The 17,579-nt window shown below is 35.7% G+C and carries 17 protein-coding genes, 1 tRNA gene and 1 riboswitch; of the genes, 2 read left to right on the top strand and 16 right to left on the bottom strand.

Features of this window, described 5'->3' with window-relative positions:
- Positions 1–16: 16 nt before the first annotated feature.
- Together H3R25_RS00090 and H3R25_RS00085 are read right to left on the bottom strand one after the other, a co-directional pair.
- On the bottom strand, positions 17–745 hold the full coding sequence (locus H3R25_RS00090) for a GntR family transcriptional regulator (protein ID WP_198193700.1): 729 nt from the start codon (positions 743–745) through the stop codon (positions 17–19).
- A 2-nt stretch (positions 746–747) separates the two neighbouring features.
- Positions 748–1,218: a hypothetical protein gene (locus tag H3R25_RS00085; protein WP_046306252.1), complete on the bottom strand. Its 471-nt coding sequence runs from the start codon at positions 1,216–1,218 to the stop codon at positions 748–750.
- Between the two features lie 279 nt (positions 1,219–1,497).
- Between H3R25_RS00085 and udk the strand changes: the two genes are divergently transcribed.
- The gene (gene udk / locus H3R25_RS00080) at positions 1,498–2,139 is read left to right on the top strand and encodes a uridine kinase (protein WP_198193698.1); all 642 of its coding nucleotides are present in this window, start codon (positions 1,498–1,500) and stop codon (positions 2,137–2,139) included.
- A 47-nt stretch (positions 2,140–2,186) separates the two neighbouring features.
- Here udk and H3R25_RS00075 read toward each other — a convergent pair whose 3' ends face one another.
- From H3R25_RS00075 to H3R25_RS00060, 4 genes are all read right to left on the bottom strand, one after another.
- Positions 2,187–2,675 (bottom strand): cupin domain-containing protein, encoded by a 489-nt coding sequence (locus tag H3R25_RS00075; protein ID WP_198193697.1) that lies wholly within the window; start codon positions 2,673–2,675, stop codon positions 2,187–2,189.
- A gap of 42 nt (positions 2,676–2,717) precedes the next feature.
- A complete protein-coding gene (locus H3R25_RS00070) occupies positions 2,718–3,464 on the bottom strand; it encodes a tyrosine-protein phosphatase (protein ID WP_198193695.1) in 747 nt (248 codons plus the stop codon).
- A 128-nt stretch (positions 3,465–3,592) separates the two neighbouring features.
- Positions 3,593–4,171, bottom strand: coding sequence for an ECF transporter S component (locus H3R25_RS00065; protein WP_198193693.1), 579 nt, complete (start codon positions 4,169–4,171; stop codon positions 3,593–3,595).
- A gap of 46 nt (positions 4,172–4,217) precedes the next feature.
- Positions 4,218–4,309: riboswitch (TPP riboswitch) on the bottom strand.
- 62 nt (positions 4,310–4,371) lie between these two features.
- On the bottom strand, positions 4,372–5,454 hold the full coding sequence (locus tag H3R25_RS00060; RefSeq protein WP_187157605.1) for a M42 family metallopeptidase: 1,083 nt from the start codon (positions 5,452–5,454) through the stop codon (positions 4,372–4,374).
- Between the two features lie 243 nt (positions 5,455–5,697).
- On the opposite strand from H3R25_RS00060, the gene hpt reads away from it, so the two are divergent.
- On the top strand, positions 5,698–6,264 hold the full coding sequence (gene hpt / locus H3R25_RS00055; RefSeq protein ID WP_198193691.1) for a hypoxanthine phosphoribosyltransferase: 567 nt from the start codon (positions 5,698–5,700) through the stop codon (positions 6,262–6,264).
- Positions 6,265–6,318: 54 nt separating this feature from the next.
- Here the strand turns inward: hpt and H3R25_RS00050 are convergent, their stop codons facing one another.
- The 10 genes from H3R25_RS00050 to H3R25_RS00005 all read right to left on the bottom strand — a co-directional run bounded on the left by H3R25_RS00050 (position 6,319) and on the right by H3R25_RS00005 (position 17,579).
- Positions 6,319–7,668 carry a hemolysin family protein gene (locus H3R25_RS00050; RefSeq protein WP_122034430.1) on the bottom strand — a complete coding sequence of 450 codons (1,350 nt, stop codon included), beginning with the start codon at positions 7,666–7,668 and terminating at the stop codon, positions 6,319–6,321.
- Between the two features lie 77 nt (positions 7,669–7,745).
- A complete protein-coding gene (locus tag H3R25_RS00045) occupies positions 7,746–8,402 on the bottom strand; it encodes a nitroreductase (RefSeq protein WP_198193690.1) in 657 nt (218 codons plus the stop codon).
- A gap of 433 nt (positions 8,403–8,835) precedes the next feature.
- The gene (gene smpB, locus H3R25_RS00040) at positions 8,836–9,294 is read right to left on the bottom strand and encodes an SsrA-binding protein SmpB (protein ID WP_074425706.1); all 459 of its coding nucleotides are present in this window, start codon (positions 9,292–9,294) and stop codon (positions 8,836–8,838) included.
- 9 nt (positions 9,295–9,303) lie between these two features.
- Entirely contained in the window at positions 9,304–11,634 is a 2,331-nt protein-coding gene (rnr, locus tag H3R25_RS00035) for a ribonuclease R (RefSeq protein ID WP_198193688.1), read from the bottom strand.
- A gap of 71 nt (positions 11,635–11,705) precedes the next feature.
- The gene (secG, locus tag H3R25_RS00030) at positions 11,706–11,939 is read right to left on the bottom strand and encodes a preprotein translocase subunit SecG (RefSeq protein WP_046306231.1); all 234 of its coding nucleotides are present in this window, start codon (positions 11,937–11,939) and stop codon (positions 11,706–11,708) included.
- A gap of 70 nt (positions 11,940–12,009) precedes the next feature.
- Positions 12,010–14,073: an LTA synthase family protein gene (locus H3R25_RS00025; RefSeq protein WP_187157601.1), complete on the bottom strand. Its 2,064-nt coding sequence runs from the start codon at positions 14,071–14,073 to the stop codon at positions 12,010–12,012.
- A gap of 69 nt (positions 14,074–14,142) precedes the next feature.
- Entirely contained in the window at positions 14,143–15,168 is a 1,026-nt protein-coding gene (locus H3R25_RS00020) for a lysylphosphatidylglycerol synthase transmembrane domain-containing protein (protein WP_074425709.1), read from the bottom strand.
- Entirely contained in the window at positions 15,168–16,211 is a 1,044-nt protein-coding gene (locus tag H3R25_RS00015; RefSeq protein WP_198193686.1) for a glycosyltransferase family 4 protein, read from the bottom strand. The genes H3R25_RS00020 and H3R25_RS00015 overlap by 1 nt, the downstream gene beginning before the upstream one ends.
- Positions 16,204–17,379: a glycosyltransferase family 4 protein gene (locus H3R25_RS00010; protein WP_198193684.1), complete on the bottom strand. Its 1,176-nt coding sequence runs from the start codon at positions 17,377–17,379 to the stop codon at positions 16,204–16,206. The genes H3R25_RS00015 and H3R25_RS00010 overlap by 8 nt, the downstream gene beginning before the upstream one ends.
- A 117-nt stretch (positions 17,380–17,496) precedes the next feature.
- Positions 17,497–17,579 (bottom strand) — tRNA-Leu (locus H3R25_RS00005).

The raw sequence follows: 17,579 nt of genomic DNA, 5'->3' as shown, positions 1-17,579 counted from the left end.
CAATTTTAAGACCAATTTATCTTTTTACTTTTATTTTATAGCTAATAAAATCGGGATTATACCATGACTTTGTGTATTCAACCATCTCTTTTTTATCTGAAAAACCGCGATACTCCAAGAATAATAAATAGGCGTATTTAGATTTATCTAACTTAATTGTATCCTCTACAAACTGATTGTCACTAATTGGCCGAGCTTCAATTCTAGTCTCAAATTTTGTCGGTTTATGATTCTTAAAGTCCATATAATCGTATAAAGACATATTACTGAAATCATATCGGTGTGCATCTTCAAACAAACTAAAAGGAATATACGATTTCTGAACAGCCACAACAGTATTGTCTACTATGCGTGTTCTAATTAGTTCATAAAAGTCGCTATATTTATTATCAAAAATAATAGCTAAATCTTTATTATCATAGATTAATTTAAACGACTCTACTCTATTAACCACTTCTTGTCGATTAATTTTAACAAGCTGTGTAAATGAATTCGGGGAATCATCTCCTATTTCAAATGAGTTATTTACATTCTCATTCACTAGATACGTTCCATCTCCCCTTCTTTTTTCTAAAATATTATCTTCAACTAATGAATTAATTGCATTTTTTATAGTTGAACGTGTGTAGCCTAATTTCTGGGCAAAAACTCGTTCATTCCAAATTTTAGAGTTTGGTTTAAACTCGCCGCTGGCAATTATGTCCAATATTTTTTTCTTGGCTTCTTGATATAAAAATGAACTCATAGCTACCCCTTTTGCAAACAAAAAACATCAGGTAACATCGCATCTTCCTCATACCTAATTATGTCATTATTCGCATTAACAAAAAGAGCCTTTCGTAAGATAACTTGAAACTTTTCTTGCGTTTGATCGCTTAAAAACAATTTTTCTTCGTCATTACTGGGCCAAGTAAGCATAATATCATTATAAATTTCTGTACTTTTTTGTATTTTGTCTGTTTCCTCTTCAATATCATCAATACGTGGATTGCTAATGAACTTTTGTGGGATTATTGAAGTAATTACAGAAACTATTTTTCCATTTTCAATAATTGTAAAAAGTCTTTTCCTCAATGATCCAGTTTCTCCTTTAAAAATGGAATTATAAAATCCAGAAGCCTCGATTGTAGTGTCCGAATATATTTTTACCCTAATATCTTTATCAACTACTTGAAATTCAAATGGTGTTAAATACTTCTTTAAATCAATTATTTTCATTTAGAGGCCCTCCACATTACTTCTCCTGCTGCGCAATAAAAATACTGAATCTTTTATTAGGTTGAAGTTTACCATTATTCATATTTTCTACCAAATACTATTTTATTCTTCCTGAACACAAAAAACGATTAGTTCAATTTATCAAGTCTTTTATTTTTTAGACTTATTAAGTTGTAATAAATTTTAAAAACTCACGTAGAACCTTTCTTTTTCCCCTAAGTATTGGTAATTCAAGGAAAAGTAAAGTAAAATGTTTATTGATAAAAAAGGAGTAGCTCAATGTCTAAACTTGAAAAACCTGTTGTGATTGGAATTACTGGTGGTTCTGGTAGTGGAAAAACAACAATTGCCCATAAAATTGTTGATCAAATGCAAGAAAATGAACATGTCTTGATTATGACGCAAGATTCCTACTACAAAGACAACACTGGCATCCCAATGGATATCAGACAGAACATTAATTATGATCATCCCGATGCCTTTGATGTTCCACTTCTAGAAGAGCAAATTGGTTGTTTGTTAAAGCATCAACCAATTGAGATGCCTGTTTATGATTTTAAGGAACATACAAGAAGCAAGGAAACAATCCATACGGAACCTGTGGACATTATCATTTTGGAAGGCATTCTTGTATTAGCTAGCAAGGAAATTCGTGACTTAATGGATATCAAAGTATATGTTGATACTGACGACGATATTCGTTTTATTAGGCGTCTAGAGCGCGATATTAAGGAACGTGGTCGTTCAATTGATTCAGTAATTGAACAATACCTTGATACTGTTAAGCCAATGTACCACCAATTTATTGAACCAACGAAACGCTATGCGGATATTATCATCCCCGAGGGTGGCGAAAACGACGTTGCGATTGATATGTTGACTACCAAGGTCCATTCTGTCTTAAGTCAAAACGCTAAATAATTATCTCAACATAAAAAGACCAAGTTCATTAGAACTTGGTCTTTTCTTTAGTCAATTGCTAGACGTTCAACTACTTCGGCATATTTTGGATACTGCGTTAACAATTCTTTTTTCTTAAGCATCTCAAAGTCATGATAATCAAAACCTGGTGAAACAACACAGCTAACTAAGCAAAAACTGTCAGGTTTAGTTACTTCAGAAGCAAAAATCGTTTCTTTAGGTACTTTAAATTGCATCACTTCACCCTTGGTAACATCCTTACCTAGTCTAACAGCTTGATACTCTCCTTCGGGTGAAATACAGTGGATGGTGATTGGTTCCCCATCATGGTAATACCACAGTTCATCGTGATTTAAACGGTGAAAATGAGAACAACTGGTATCATCTAGTAAGAAATAAATTGAAGTGTAGTAATAGCGATTGCCTTTACTATCTTCAGCATAAAACTGCTCGTCACTAGTATAAATTTGGCGAAACCAGCCACCCTCTTGGTGGGGTTTAAGGTTTAAATTCTTGATATAATCTTCGCGATTCATTTTTTCTCTTTTCTCCAAATACTATTTATCACAGTGAAAAAACTAAACTAAGTAAATGTTTTGCATCTGCTCCTTAAAATCAGCTGGCAAGTCAAGACCTTCCACAAAGTAGCGGTCAAAGTCGCCATAGTTCTTTTTAACTGTTTCAAAGTAACGTTCCAAGTACTGACGTTCAACCGTTAAGGCAATGGCAACATCTTTGATATTCTTAGGATCCATTTTGTCTTTTAAGTAATCCAAAATTTCTTGATTTGCTTCTTTACGAGCCTCAATTGTTTTCAAGTAATCTTCAAAAATTTGGTCTTCGCTAACATCCAAACTCTTCAAGATTAATGCTGCTGCAACACCAGTCCTGTCTTTCCCAGCAAAACAATGAAATGCAACTGGTACAGGATCGTTAATTAAATCCATTAAAAAGTGGTGATAACCTTCACGTGCAGAATTTGATAAGGCTAGCTCTTCGTATGTCTTGAGCATATCAGATTCCACATGACTGTTAGCCGAAACAATTTCATCTACACTTGCCTGATTTGTACCTGAATCTTTTAAAACATCTAAAATCACATAATCAAGACCTGGCCAAACATAGTCTGGGTATTCTTTTCGTTCATCATCACCACGTAAATCAACAAGTCTCTTAAGTTGATAATGATTTTGAACCAAATCTTTTTGCTCGTCAGTTAAATCAAATAACTGACCGCAACGAAAAAGCATCCCCTCTTTAACCTTTTTACCTTCGGCACCAACATAGCCACCTAATGAACGCCAATTTGTGATATTCTCTGCCATAATTCTCCTTATAGTATCTTTGCACTCTACTTACTCATATAAATATTAATTATAATTTTTCTTCACAATTTAGTCCATGGCTTTTGTGGCATTAAAAAAACGCTAATTATTATTAGCGTTTACCTTATTTAGTCAATCTTAGGCTTTAGTGCTCTATCAAATAAGTTGGTAATTAGTTTAACCAATACCGCATCAAAAAGCAGCGCCGATAGCATCATTGTCACAAACATAATAATTTGCAGTTTAACACTGAATTTACTCCAGCCATATAAAAAGTACGTTGGTATAAAACTACCTAGCCCTGCAAAAAAGGCACCCGTTAAAACACTTTGCCAAGAAAACTTTTGATATCTTTCTTTTTTAGGGAAAAAGCCAATTTCATTAGTAGCGCCTTGAATTAGTCCAGAAAGGACCGTTGTAGCGCCCCATTGACCACCAATCACCATTTCCACAATTGCAGCCAAAGTTTCACCAACAACGCCAGAGCCTGCTGTAGGTACAAAGTACATTGCAAGTGGTCCTGCAAGTAACCAGAGTCCAGAAAAGACTGCATCAGTCACTGGTGCATAGCCTGTTGGTAATAACATCATTTTTACCAGGTTAAATGCCCAGTTAAATCCATAGGTATAAATTACCCCTAAAATAATTCCAATTAACGCAAGTAGAATAATCGATTTAACATTCCATTTTGAAGATCTTGTAAACATAAAAAATACTCCTAACAAACTTCAACAGTCATTAGGAGCACATGAAAAATCTATTTCAACACTTCCCTAGCGCAGGTATTATCCCGTTCAGGTTCAGAGGGTATTTCTCAGCTAAATGTGGCACCCCTAGTGACTTTATTTTTTCTATTATAACATAGCCAAGTATGCTTGGCTTAAAAGATTAGTAATCAACCTTGAATTTAAAATTGACTAAAACTAGCTAATTTTTCTTTGGTTAAATCACGGATAATAGCAACAGTTAAATCAACTGATGCCTTGAAATCCTGATATGCACTAAAGCAGTATGGTGAGTGCTCATAACGTACAGGAATTCCAATAACAATTGTTGGTGCACCATTTTCGTAGTAAATTGCTGCACCATCTTGTCCACCACCAGTACGAACTGAACGAGTGTAAGGAATATTGTTTTTATCAGCTATATCACAAGCATATTGTTGGAATTTAGGATTAGGCAAAAACGATGTATCCATATCACGAAGCATTGGTCCACGCTTTAATCCAGTTTGAGATAACCATTCTGGAGTAAAGGTATCATCAGCGGGACATGATTCAAGAACGATTGCCAAGTCAGGCTTAACAGCCTTAGCAGTAACATATGCCCCTCTTAAACCAACCTCTTCTTGACTAGATAAGGCAGCAACTACGTTAAAGTCAACTTGTTCACCATTTAAATTGTCAAGTACATCAGCCATTGCAGCAGCACCAAAACGATCGTCAAAATCTTTACCAAAGAAAAGACCGGTTTTTTCATTGTACTCGCATTTTACATCGACAAAGATTGGACAACCGGTGTCAATTTGATAGTCATTAATCGTTTCTTCACGTGAACTTGAACCAACGTCAATCGACATATCGGCAACATCGGGAACATTATTACGTTCTTCTTCAGTCATAAAGTGAGGCGGTTTAGTTGCAACAACACCAGGAACATATTCACCAGCACGATTTAAAATTTTAACCCGTAAAGCTGGAATATTATATTTTACCCAACCACCAAGTGGGACAAACTTAATCATTCCGTTTGGTCGAACAGCCTGAGTGATAAAGCCAACCGAATCTGAGTGTGCATCAAGCTGAATAACTGGACGATCTGGTTGATTCTCCTTTTTTGAAGCATATACGTTCAACATTCCATCCACTTTAACATCGGCAATGTCTTTAACAGTTTCAGTAAATAATTTTACAAACTCTTCTTCAAAGCCAGAAGTTGAATTGGCATCTGAAAAAGCCTTTAGCATTTTGATTTCTTGCTCTTTTTTCATACTTTTAATACCTTTCGCTTGATCTAATTACTTCTTCCATTGTAGCAAAAACTGTTAGCCCATAACCATTAAATTAAAAAGCATTTATAATAATCTTACTATTTTTCATTTAATTTAACTTTTTGTACGTAAAATAGGCAATAAACTGTGAAAAAGTCTAATTTACGGTACTTTTTTATATGAAAAATGATATAATCGATTTTATCAAGTAATTTTGAGTTTATTTAAGTGAAGGGTAGATAAATGCCGAAAAACGACAATATTGATAATATTATTGATCACAAACTATTTTCTGAAGATGATATTCATCAAATGTGTGTAAGACTAGGTCAACAACTAACTGAAGATTATGCTGGAAAGAATCCATTAATTGTTGGAGCACTTAAAGGTGCAATTTTCTTTTTAACTGATTTGGTTCGTGAAATGGACGTAAAAGAACAAATCGATTTTATGGATGTTTCAAGTTATGGTGATGGGCTTGAGTCTTCAGGCAAAGTTGAGATTGTTTCTGACTTAGCAACTGATGTAGAAGATCGCGATGTCTTAATTGTTGAAGATATTGTTGATACAGGATTAACTTTAAAATTTATGAAGGACTTACTCAAAAAGCGTGGTGCTAAAAGCGTAAAATGCTGTGTTCTACTAAATAAAGAAGCTAACCGTAAAAATGATATTGAAATTGAATATTATGGTTCCAAGGTTGGTAATGAGTTTGTAGTCGGCTATGGTCTCGATTTTATGAGCTTTTACCGTAACCTGAGTTACATTGGTGTTTTAAAGCCTGAAGTTATCAAATTAGCTCAAAAATAATTATTTTTAGCACTTAAAAAGGACTTATCTTTTAAGAGATAAGTCCTTTTCTTTTTATTCTTGTTTTTCTTCTGACTTTTGCTTTTTATCTAACTGCTTAACCACAAACCAGCGCATAAAACCTTGCTCAATACTCTCAAGTTTAAATTCAAAGTTTTCTAATTCAACAGTTTCATTCTTCTTCAAATCAGGATAATGCTCCATCATATATCCACCTATAGTGATGATATCACTGTTCTGAAAACTCTTTAAATCTTTGTGGAAATATCGCGCAAAATCGTATAACGTAGTCTTGCCGGAAACATGAATATTATCATGCTTATCCTTGATAATGTAGTCATCTGAAACATCATCAATTTCATCTTTAACCGTTCCAAATAACTCTTCATAAATATCTTTATCAGTTACAATTCCGCTAGTTCCACCGTATTCATCCACAATCAGCACAATTGGTGTGTGCTTCTTGATCATCAGATGCAAAATGTCTTGAATCGGCATTGATTCAGGAACAGTAATCATCGTCCTAATAATCCGCGTAACTGGAACATTTTCATCAATTTGACTTTGCTGTACCACGTCAAAGGCATAGATATAGCCAACCACTTCGTCTTTATCATTATCACGGACGACTGGAATTCTGCTAGAGCCCTCATCAAGATACATCTTTAACGCTTGCTTAATTGTGTCTTTCGAGTTAATAACAACTAGCCTTGTTCGGTCAGTCATAATGTCTTTGGCGACTTTATCATTTAACTCAAAAGCGCGTTGCATGTAAGTTAAATCATTCTTATCGAGCGCGCCGCCATGAACGGCTTTACGAGAAAGCTTAATAATCTCTGATTGTGAATAAACTTGATTTTCTTCATCAGCCTGATCAAAGCCAAGCAGTTTTAACAGTCCATTAGAGCTGGTATTAAGCAGCCAGACGAATGGATAAACCAGTGTATGGAAAAGCTGAAGTGGTGTACAAATTGCTAGTAAGATTTTTACCGGCATATCAATTGCGATATTCTTGGGAACAATTTCTGTTACCACCACTTCTAAATACGTCAAGAAAATCACTCCTAAAAGTGCACTAATAGAGCGCACAAGAGAATGATTTAGTTGGGTTAAATTAAATAATCTAAAAAATAAAGCCGCAAACGTGTCAGCTGAAAACCAACCTAAAACAACACCGACAAGTGTAGTTCCCACCTGCGTTGTTGATAGATATTCATTTAGGTTGTGAGTCATATGTAAAGCACGCTTAACTTTACGCTTGCTTCCCACATTATTACTCAACATGTCTTCAAGCTGACTTGATCTCGTTTGGACTAAAGCAAATTCTGCAGCAACAAAAAAAGCTGCAAAGACAAAAATTACTAAAGTTGCTATTAAATTAGTAACTATTTGGGTTGTACTCAAAATTTATATCACCTTTAAAAAAATCCTTTGATATATATCTTAGCATTAATAGCACTTTATTTTTATAAAAAGAAGATTTATTTTACGAGTTTATAAATCTTTTCAAATGGTAAACGATCTGGAATAAACTTTGGATCATTGACCTCTGCAGTTTTATCTTTATATCCTAAACCGATAGCCATTCCTACAATTTCATTGTTAGGAATTTCTGCATATTTCCGAACCAATTCGGGAAATGAAACCATTGAATGAGCTGGCATAACAGCCAAACCTTCATCAATTGCTAAAAGCATAATGCTTTGAGAAAAAATGCCCAAGTCAAACACTGACCACGCTGGTGAAGCTTTTGGAATTGTTAGAAAAACAACATCTTGAGCATTGAACATTGTATCATTTGAATTCTTAAATAAATCCATCTTATTGTGGAAAAAATAAGGCTGAGAAGCACCAACCACAGCCAAATTTTGACTAGGATATGGATCCCAATTAAGTGCTAGTATTTTAGCAAAATCTTCATGAGGCTCTACGCCTTCATCTATTTGCTTTTTAACCTCTTCTTTTAAGCAACTAAGTGGTTCACCTGTTAGAACATATGCCTTCCACGGCTGTGAATTAAGTAATGAAGGGGATTGCTGTGCTTTCTTAATAATTTTAGCAAGTAATTTTTCATTGACTTTTCTGTTAGTAAATTTACGAGTTACTCGTTCCTGGTCATATACATCATTAAATTCCATTACAATTCAATTCCTTACATACTTTACTCTATACTTAGCATACGAACAAAGTTCATTTAGTCAGACAATTATACCTTTAAATAACAAAATTAATCATAAAAATAAAAAAAACACAACAAATGCAGCGCTTTTTGCATAATTTCACTATATTCAGTTATTATTGCGTCATAAATAACTCTTATCCATACTAATAATATAATAAATATCCATACATAATGCAATGCTTAACAAGAAAGATATCATAAAAAAATTAAGGTTTGCTTTTATTAAATAACAGTTAACTATTATTATTTAAATCTATAATAAATGTTCATGTATACTTATGCGCTTCATTATAAAAGACCAAGTTTTTAGCAGCAACCATTTATATACTAAAAAATAAGTTCTTTTACAAAAAAAGCAGTTTAATTGGTTACCCAATTAAACTGTTTTTCTAAAATTTGTATTGTCGACGTAATTCACGTTCCTGGTCACGCTTCTTGATAGTCTCACGTTTGTCATACTTTTTCTTTCCCTGGCCCACGCCAATAAGAACCTTGGCAAAGCCATGTTTAAGATAGACTTTGAGCGGAATTATTGCAATACCACGCTCTGCTTGTTCTTTAGCCAAGCGTGCAATTTCTTTTTTGTGTAAAAGTAACTGCCTTCTGCGTAGTGGCTCATGATTATAACGATTACCTTCTTTGTATTCACTAATGTGAACATTTTCTAGATAAGCAGAGCCATTAATAATTTGGACATAACCATCACGAAGATTTATTCGCCTAGCACGTACTGATTTAATTTCTGTACCAGTTAATGCAATACCTGCTTCGAATGTCTCTTTAACGAAATAGTCATGATGCGCTTTTTTGTTTTGAGCAATTAAATTTTCTTGCTTTTCTTTTTTCAATTTTCCGTCCTAATGATTATATTTACTTATATGTGGATGATTACCATTTTTCCGAAAATTGCTACGATTTCTATCATTATTGCGGCGACCATGGTCATTGTGAAAGCCGCGACTTCCTCGGCGACGATTGTTGGTACCACGATCGTGATGTGCCTTTTTAGGCGCGTTAGGATCATAAATTTCAAAGTCTAGCTGGTGTTGTTCAACATTTGCGTTGGTTAGCGTTACCTTGATTGGCATCCCAACATGGTACTGCTTATGCGTCCCGCGACCAGTTAATGTCATACTCTTTTCATTAAAACTGTAGAAATCATCAGTTAAGTTAGAAATATGGATTAATCCTTCAACTGTGTTAGGTAATTGAATGAACATCCCAAAGCTAGTCACAGAAGAGACAACTGCGTCAAAATGTTGACCCACTTGATCAGCCATATACTCAGTCATCTTCAGATCATTAGTTTCGCGCTCAGTATCAATTGAGACACGTTCCTGGGTTGAAGTTTGTTCTGCAACTTCAGGCAAGCAATTTGCAAAGTGATCTCTGACTTCCTTATCAGTTCCTTCTTCAGCGTATGCATGAATCATTCGGTGCACCATTAAGTCAGAATATCTTCTGATTGGAGAAGTAAAGTGCGTATAGAATTTAGCCGCAATACCAAAGTGTCCTAGCGGCTCTTCCGAATAATGAGCTTGCTTTAAGCTACGCAACATCATCATTTGCACAACGGCTTCTTCGGGAGTGCCTGTAGTTTTTGATACCACCTTTTGTAAATCGAGTGGCTTAACATGGTTTGGATCTGCAGTAATATTTAGACCGAATGCGCTACAAAATTCGAAGAAGCTCTTAATTCTTTCGCCGTCCGGAGTTTCGTGCACACGGTAGAGAAATGGCACATGCTTTTTATAGAAGGCTTCAGCAACTGTCTCGTTAGCAAGCAACATGAAAGATTCAATCATTTTTTCTGCTGTACCACGATCATGCAAGACAATATCGGTTGGTTTACCTTGATCGTCTACAATGATTTTTGCTTCTGGCTCTTCAAAGTCAATTGCACCACGTTGATGACGCTTTTTATAGAGTGCGTTATGCAATTCAGCCATTTCTTTTAACATTGGCGCTAACTTAACGTACTTTTCTTCCAATTCATCATTATTGTCAGGGTCTAACACCTTGTTAACATTATTATACGTCAAACGGCCATGTGAGCGCATGACTGACGGATGAATATCGTAGCTAACTCGATCACCTTCAGGGGTTAATTCCATCTCACACGAAAGCACTAGACGATCAACACCTTCATTTAATGAACAGATACCATTTGAAAGTCGAAACGGCAACATCGGAATCACGCGATCAACTAGGTAAGTACTATTACCACGTGTATATGCTTCTTTATCCAGTGGGGTATTCTCTTTAACATAATGCGCAACATCAGCAATATGAACACCTAAATGATAATTTCCGTTTGGCAGTTGCCATAAAACAACAGCATCGTCAAAGTCCTTAGAATCGTCCCCATCGATAGTAACAGTTGGTTGATCACGAATATCTTCGCGATTAGCCATATCCTCTGGTGTAACGTGATCAGGAATATTGTTTGACTGTTCTAGTGCATCTTCATTCCATTCGGTTTTAACATCATGAGCTGACACAATTGCCATTATGTCAACGCCAGGCAAACTCTTATTACCAATGACCTGAATTACCACACCGGTCATTGAATCAGGATTATCTTGGTCAGGATAATTGCTAATTGAAACCTTGACCATATCACCTTTTTGCGGTTTAAGCCCGTTTTCACCAATGTAAACACGGTAATTTGCTAATTTTTTGTTCGTACTTAATACGTAACCGATAAAGTGACTTGTCTTGACTTGCTCATCGCTCATTGGATGAAATTCACCAACTAGTGACGTTAAATTACGTTCAACAATTTCCTGAACTTGTCCTTCTGGACCTTTTCCATTCCAAGGATTGCCACCAGCGGTAATTTTCACGCGGACCTGATCGCCATCAACTGCGTAGGCAGTATAATCTTTGGCAACAAAAATATCATCAGTCTCTTCATCTTCAACCCTAACAAAGCCAAAACCTTTGCTATTAGACTTAAAAATTCCGTCGACTATTGTATTTTCTTGAGCCAGTTGATAATGTCCGTTACCATCCGTGATAAGTTTCTTTTCTTGCTCAAGAAATGACAGAGCCTTGACGATATCAGAAAAGTTACCTAAACGGTCTCGTTTAAGCATCCGATCAATCTGTTCTACTTGATATTGTTTTTTAGGGTTGCGGCGAAAGATCTCTAAAACATTAGCGAGAATTTTTTCGTTCTGTGCCATTCACTTAAGCTCCATTCTTTGATAAAAAGATAAAAAAAATCCTCCCATCGTTTGATCGGGAGGAACCATTACTATTTTGAAGACAAATAAGCTAATACAATAGCAAAAATGAAAAAGAGAGCTAGTAATACTGATGTCACTTTCTCCATAAATGCTTCAAAACCACGTTTCTTCGTTTGACCACTAAATACTGCACCGCCGGATAAGGCATTTAATGCATCTTGTTGCTTCTGCGGCTGCATCATTGTTGCAATGATAATTAAAATTGAAACAATAATTAGTAGCGTCATAAATAAATTGTACAATACGCTGCCTCCAATATACAGATACGATTACTGATAAATTTTAGCACAAAATATGTTTTATTTCGAGCTTTTATTTTTCTAACTCTGGCGCATCAGTTTTGAACTGCTTCTGAGTTGTTTTCTTGTGATTTTGATACCACAAAGATGTTTTAGTTTTAGAAGAGTATAGCTGTTTAAGCGCCTTTTTTTCATTATAGTCATAATCATGTGGATTTACTTTTTTGAAGCCTTTAGGCTTATAAAAACGTAGCAAATCACCCGCAATGACACGATCAGACAATGACAATTGAGTAGTTACCTTATTTGAAATTGCTACCAGCTTAGTCTTAAGCTTTTTGTCTGGTTTCTCAATCTCTTCACCGGTTTTAGTGTAGTAATAGGTACCGCCCACCTTAGCATATTCAGGCGTAATAAAGTCACCATTACGCTGGGCAACAATCTGCGGCGCCTTTGAGCTAAGCAAATCGTGCCCGAATTGAATAGTGTCCTTGTCGTTAATGCCAAGCAAGTTTAACAACGTTGGCAAAACATCTATTTCGCCGCCATATGTGTCCTTTATGCCACCTTTTAGTCCCTTCATATGGAACATTAATGGTACTCGTTGAAACTTCAAATTGTCAAAATTGGTGAACTCGTCTTGCTTAAGTAATTCGGCACTGGCCTTATGGTGATTTCCAGAAATACCGTAGTGGTCACCATAAAGAACAAGTATTGTCTTCTTATCAAGACCAGTTTTCTTCATCCATTGTAAAAATTCACCAATTGCCTGATCCAGATAATGCGCCGTTTGAACATAACCGTCAACAGTTTCATCCCCAGTGTCAGTTGGATCAATTGACTGATTCTTTTTATCCAAATCATATGGATAATGATTAGTGACAGTAATTAACTTAAGATAAAACGGTTGAGGCAAACGCTCAATATACTTGATTGATTGCGATAAAAAGATTTTATCCTTTAGACCGTAACCAATATAGTACTTTGGCTTGTTCTCGTAATAAGACAGTGGCATAAAGTAATGGTAGCCGAATTGCTTATAGGCATTATTTCGATTCCAAAATGATCCTGCACCACCGTGCATTACAGCAGTAGTATAGCCTCCAGCTTGATTTAAAATTGCTGGTGCACTTTCAAATGTGTTTGAAGTACCATAACTCGACATTGCTGAACCTGATTGCAGCCCATATAAAGAGTTCTCTAGCATCATTTCAGCGTCAGAAGTCTTACCTTGACCAACCTGGTTATAGAAATTGGAGAAACTCAAAGTATTCTTCGAATGATACAGCTTATTTAGGTTAGGTGTTACTTCCTTCCCCTTCCATTTATAGCCAATCAAAAACTGTTGGAAACTCTCCAAGTGAATTACAATTACGTTTTTACCTTTAGCTACACCGGTATATTCAGGATTAGGTTTAACATAATTAACCTTCAAGTACTTTTTAACAGAACTCAAATCAGAAACATTTGCCTTGGCCATCTGTTCACTTGTCTGTGCTGTTTTAAAGGCATCATACACAGCATATTGATTCATCCCTAGATACTTAACAATATAGCTGTTATCAAACGTTCTAGTCAAAAGTCCTGAGCGATCTTTTTGCGCCATCATCAGATTAACGCCGATTAAAGCCACGGCTAATCCTTCAAGTAAAAGATTAAATTTCAGTTTTAAAGGCCTTAAATCGTATTTGATAACTTTACTTGCCATCAAACCTATAATGACTGCTACATCAAGAAAAGTTAAAAAATCACTTATTTTTGTTATGCCAACAATACTTTTACCCAGATTATCTGCAGTTGAACCAGACGTCTTAATAATTGAAAGTGACAAAAAATTGGAAAATTCACGGTAATATAAAATATTCGCAAATAACCATGTACTAAGGATTAGATCAATTGCAATAATAATCCAATACGATTTTCGTCCTTTGAAGAAAAGACCTATCCCTAGTAGCAATAGTGCAGCAGGCAGTGGGTTAATGAACAAAAGAAAGTTTTGCATCGCTCCGACTGCACCGAGATTGAATTTAGTTAAATAAATCAAATACGTTTTTAGCCAAAACGTTATCAAGACAATGGTGAAAAAACCTAGCTTATTAGTAACTAACCATTGAAAGAAAGACTTAATCCGTGTCATTCCATTCTCCTCTCACTATGATAATATAGTACCCTTTAGGCCAATTATGCATAGTGGTTTTAGTAAAAATTAATCATTTGGTGTATTAGTAATTTTCTTCGGCTTAAAAATCCAACCAAAAATTCCCAGAATCATTCCTAAAAAGTAGGTTACAAACCGCCATAAGAACATCCCCAAAACTAGCGCTCCTTTTGAAGAAACAAAAGTCGCAAACAAAGTCTGGAAGCTGTATTCAGCTCCACCAGAAGCTCCAGGAATTGGAATAATTGCCATAAACATGATAATCATAATGTTCATTTGCGTTACACTTGCCCAACTTGCAGGCACACCTAAGGTAACTAATACCATGTAAGGAACTGAGTAAAAACACAAAAGCTGTAAAATAGTCAAAAGCCCACTAAGAAACAATTTCTTTTTCTCGCGCTTGAGTTTTTGACTTTCAGTATAGAAAGTATCAATTTTATCAACTGTATTCTTTCGCCATACTTCAACGCGATCTGTTGAAATAAACTTTGCTAATAAGTCCATTATCCAATTGGCAGCTTTTTTGGTCCAGTTATAGGCAAATAAAATAGCTAATAAAAAGACAATCGAGCTCACATGAATTAAGAAGCCAATTCCAATAAAGAATGCCAGACCAGCAAACTTTGTTGCAACCATCTTAAAGCCTGTGATTATTGTTACCACATAAGCGAGAAAAACCACGATTTGATAAATAATGAACTTCATTAAAAGAAGCGATGTTGCTCGGCCACCCTCAATTCCCATTTGAACCATTGCTGCAAGCTGAGAAGGCTGTCCGCCAGTTGACATTGGCGTAATAGCATTGAACAGTGCCTGAATGATAGGAATTCGAAAAAAGGACCATTTTGAACGTTTTGGTTCGTCTTTGCGATGAGCTAAAACTGCTAAGATGCTTGCTTCGAACACATAGGAAAGTATCATCAATGCAAATACTAAAATTAACGCACCGTAATTGATTCCATGAGCTGCATTAGCCAGCTGCGTAACTGGAGTATCCTTAAGATCAACGTACAATACACCGCAGCTGATTAGTAAAACAATGGCAATGCCCCATAAATGTTTCTTATTCATTAGTGAATTTGTCCTAGTCTTCTGCCAATTTCATATTGCTCATGATAAAAATCATTCCAAATCTTGGCTAAATTATCTTCTGAATATTTTTCACTGGCCATATTTGATAAGTTAGCGTACTTATTTAGCATTGTTTTATCATACGCTACTCGACGCAGTTGCTCATTCATTTCCTCAAAGTTTTCGCCCTTCATGTAGTAGCCATCGATAATTGCTTTATATAAATCAAGATCTCTCAGTAGCACCGGCGTACCACAGCTAAAGGCTTCAAGAACTGACATCGGAAATAGTTCATCAAAAGATGGTAAAACGAATAAATCTGCAATATTTAAATAATCAACTAATTTTTGCCGATCAATTATTCCTGTAAAAATCAAGTTTTTTGGCGGATTATCGACTAGCTCTTTAAAGTGATCATAGCCATCCGTGATTTTTCCAAAAGAAAATCCACCAGCCCAAATAAATTGAATTTTCGGATTCGCTTCAGCCATCTTTGCAAAGTCATCGACACCTTTTCTGGCTTGAACTTGGCCGTCACCAAAAACAACAAATTTATCTAATGGAATTCCCAATTGATTTCGAAAGGCATTTTTTTCAGCCTGCTGTTCAGGATAAAACTCTTCTTTTGAAACGAAGTTAGGAATATATTTTACCTTTTCGCGTCTAATGCCATACTTAACTAATTTATCAATAAAAATAGGATTAACGACAACGATTTGGTCCATTCGCTTATAGAAGTCTATTACGTAATTATAAAAGACTTTTTTAGCTGGAGTGGGTAACTTGATTGAGCCTTCAAGTGTTTCAGGTAGAAAGTGAACATAACCAATTTTTCGCCCACGTGCTGGAGAAAAACTATTAGCATAAAAAGTTGGGTTAATTGTATGGTAGTGCGTTAAATCACTTCGACCATACTTATTATTCGTAACATAAAATTCTTCTACTAAATGCGTTCTCAATAAGCTAATTAATTCATTGTAAGCAGAACCGACTCCCTGGCCTTTAACTGAATCAGCTTGCGAAAACATATTGATTCTAATCATTGGTATCCTCTTCTTCGAGATCCTCTTGGTAATTTTCAATTACCTCTTCATAAAATTGATGAACATCACTACCAAAACGTTTAGCGGAAATTTGATCTAGCTTTTTAGCTAGCTTATCAGCTGGAATTTCGCTTGGACCTTCTCTTAAGTAATCTAAAATTTCATCACGCATCTCACTTGGTCGTGTGAAAACTTCACCAAAACATTTATCATCAAATACCCGTTCAGTGTAATCAGTGTCATAAACAACACACCTAGTGCCCGAAGCAAGAGCTTCAATATAAGTTAGTCCTTGTGTTTCAGTATCACTAGCAGAAACAAATAAGTCTGCCATTTTGTAGAATGAACCAACATCTTCATGGGGAACATCTCCTGCAAAAATGACATTATCTTCTAGTGTCAAACGCTCAACCTGCTCTTGTAGGACTTCTAAATCAGGACCGTCGCCTGCAATTACTAAACATGCTTTTGGAAATTCATCTACAATTTCCGGCAAAACATTCAATATCCGGTTAATCTTCTTTTCTCCAGCAATCCTGCTTAGGGTCAAAAGTACTTGTGCGTCCGGTTCGATTCCTAAATCGTGACGAACGTCGTTAGTAATAGGCTGATTTAGGCTCTCAATGTCCACTCCCGTTGGAATCACCTTCATAGGGATAGATACCTTATAGCGCTTTAAAAGCTTCTCTACGCGCTCGCTAGGGGCAATAACGCCATCCATATTTTTGAGGTAGACATTGGTAAATTGCTTAACATGGTATGGGCGCAAAAGATGACCATTGAGCACATAATGTAAATAGTCTTCATACATCGTATGATACGTGTGAATGGCCGGAATCTTTAATTGATGCGCAACATATTTCCCAATCATTCCCAGTGCAAACTCCGTCTGCGTGTGAACAATATCAAGTTTTACTTCACGAGCAACCTTAGTTGCTTCAAAAAAGCCTCTAAAAGCTACACGTCGATCAGTAAAAGAAATAAACGGGACACTACTGAAGCGAAAAACATTTGCTTCAACTGCTCCCTTTTGTACATGTGGATCAGTAGTCGTAAAAATAAAAACATTATGCCCCTGTTTTTCAAGGGCATCCTTTAATGTTTTGATTGATGTTGCTACACCACTAATTTGCGGAAAATACGTATCGGTAAAAATACCAATATTCATTTGAATACCTCCATAAAAGGTATTATAAAGATTACACCCTGCATGTGCAATTTTTATAAAAACAAAAGCAAAAAAATATAAAAGAAAAGCAGCTTCTAGTAAGAAGCTGCCATATAATAGCGGTGATCGGGGTCGAACCGATACGTCCTAAACGGACACCAGATTTTGAGTCTGGCGCGTCTGCCAATTCCGCCACACCG

The organism is Lactobacillus sp. M0390, assembly GCF_016102085.1.
GTDB classification, from domain to species: domain Bacteria; phylum Bacillota; class Bacilli; order Lactobacillales; family Lactobacillaceae; genus Lactobacillus; species Lactobacillus apis.
This window is presented reverse-complemented; position numbering and strand designations above follow the sequence as displayed.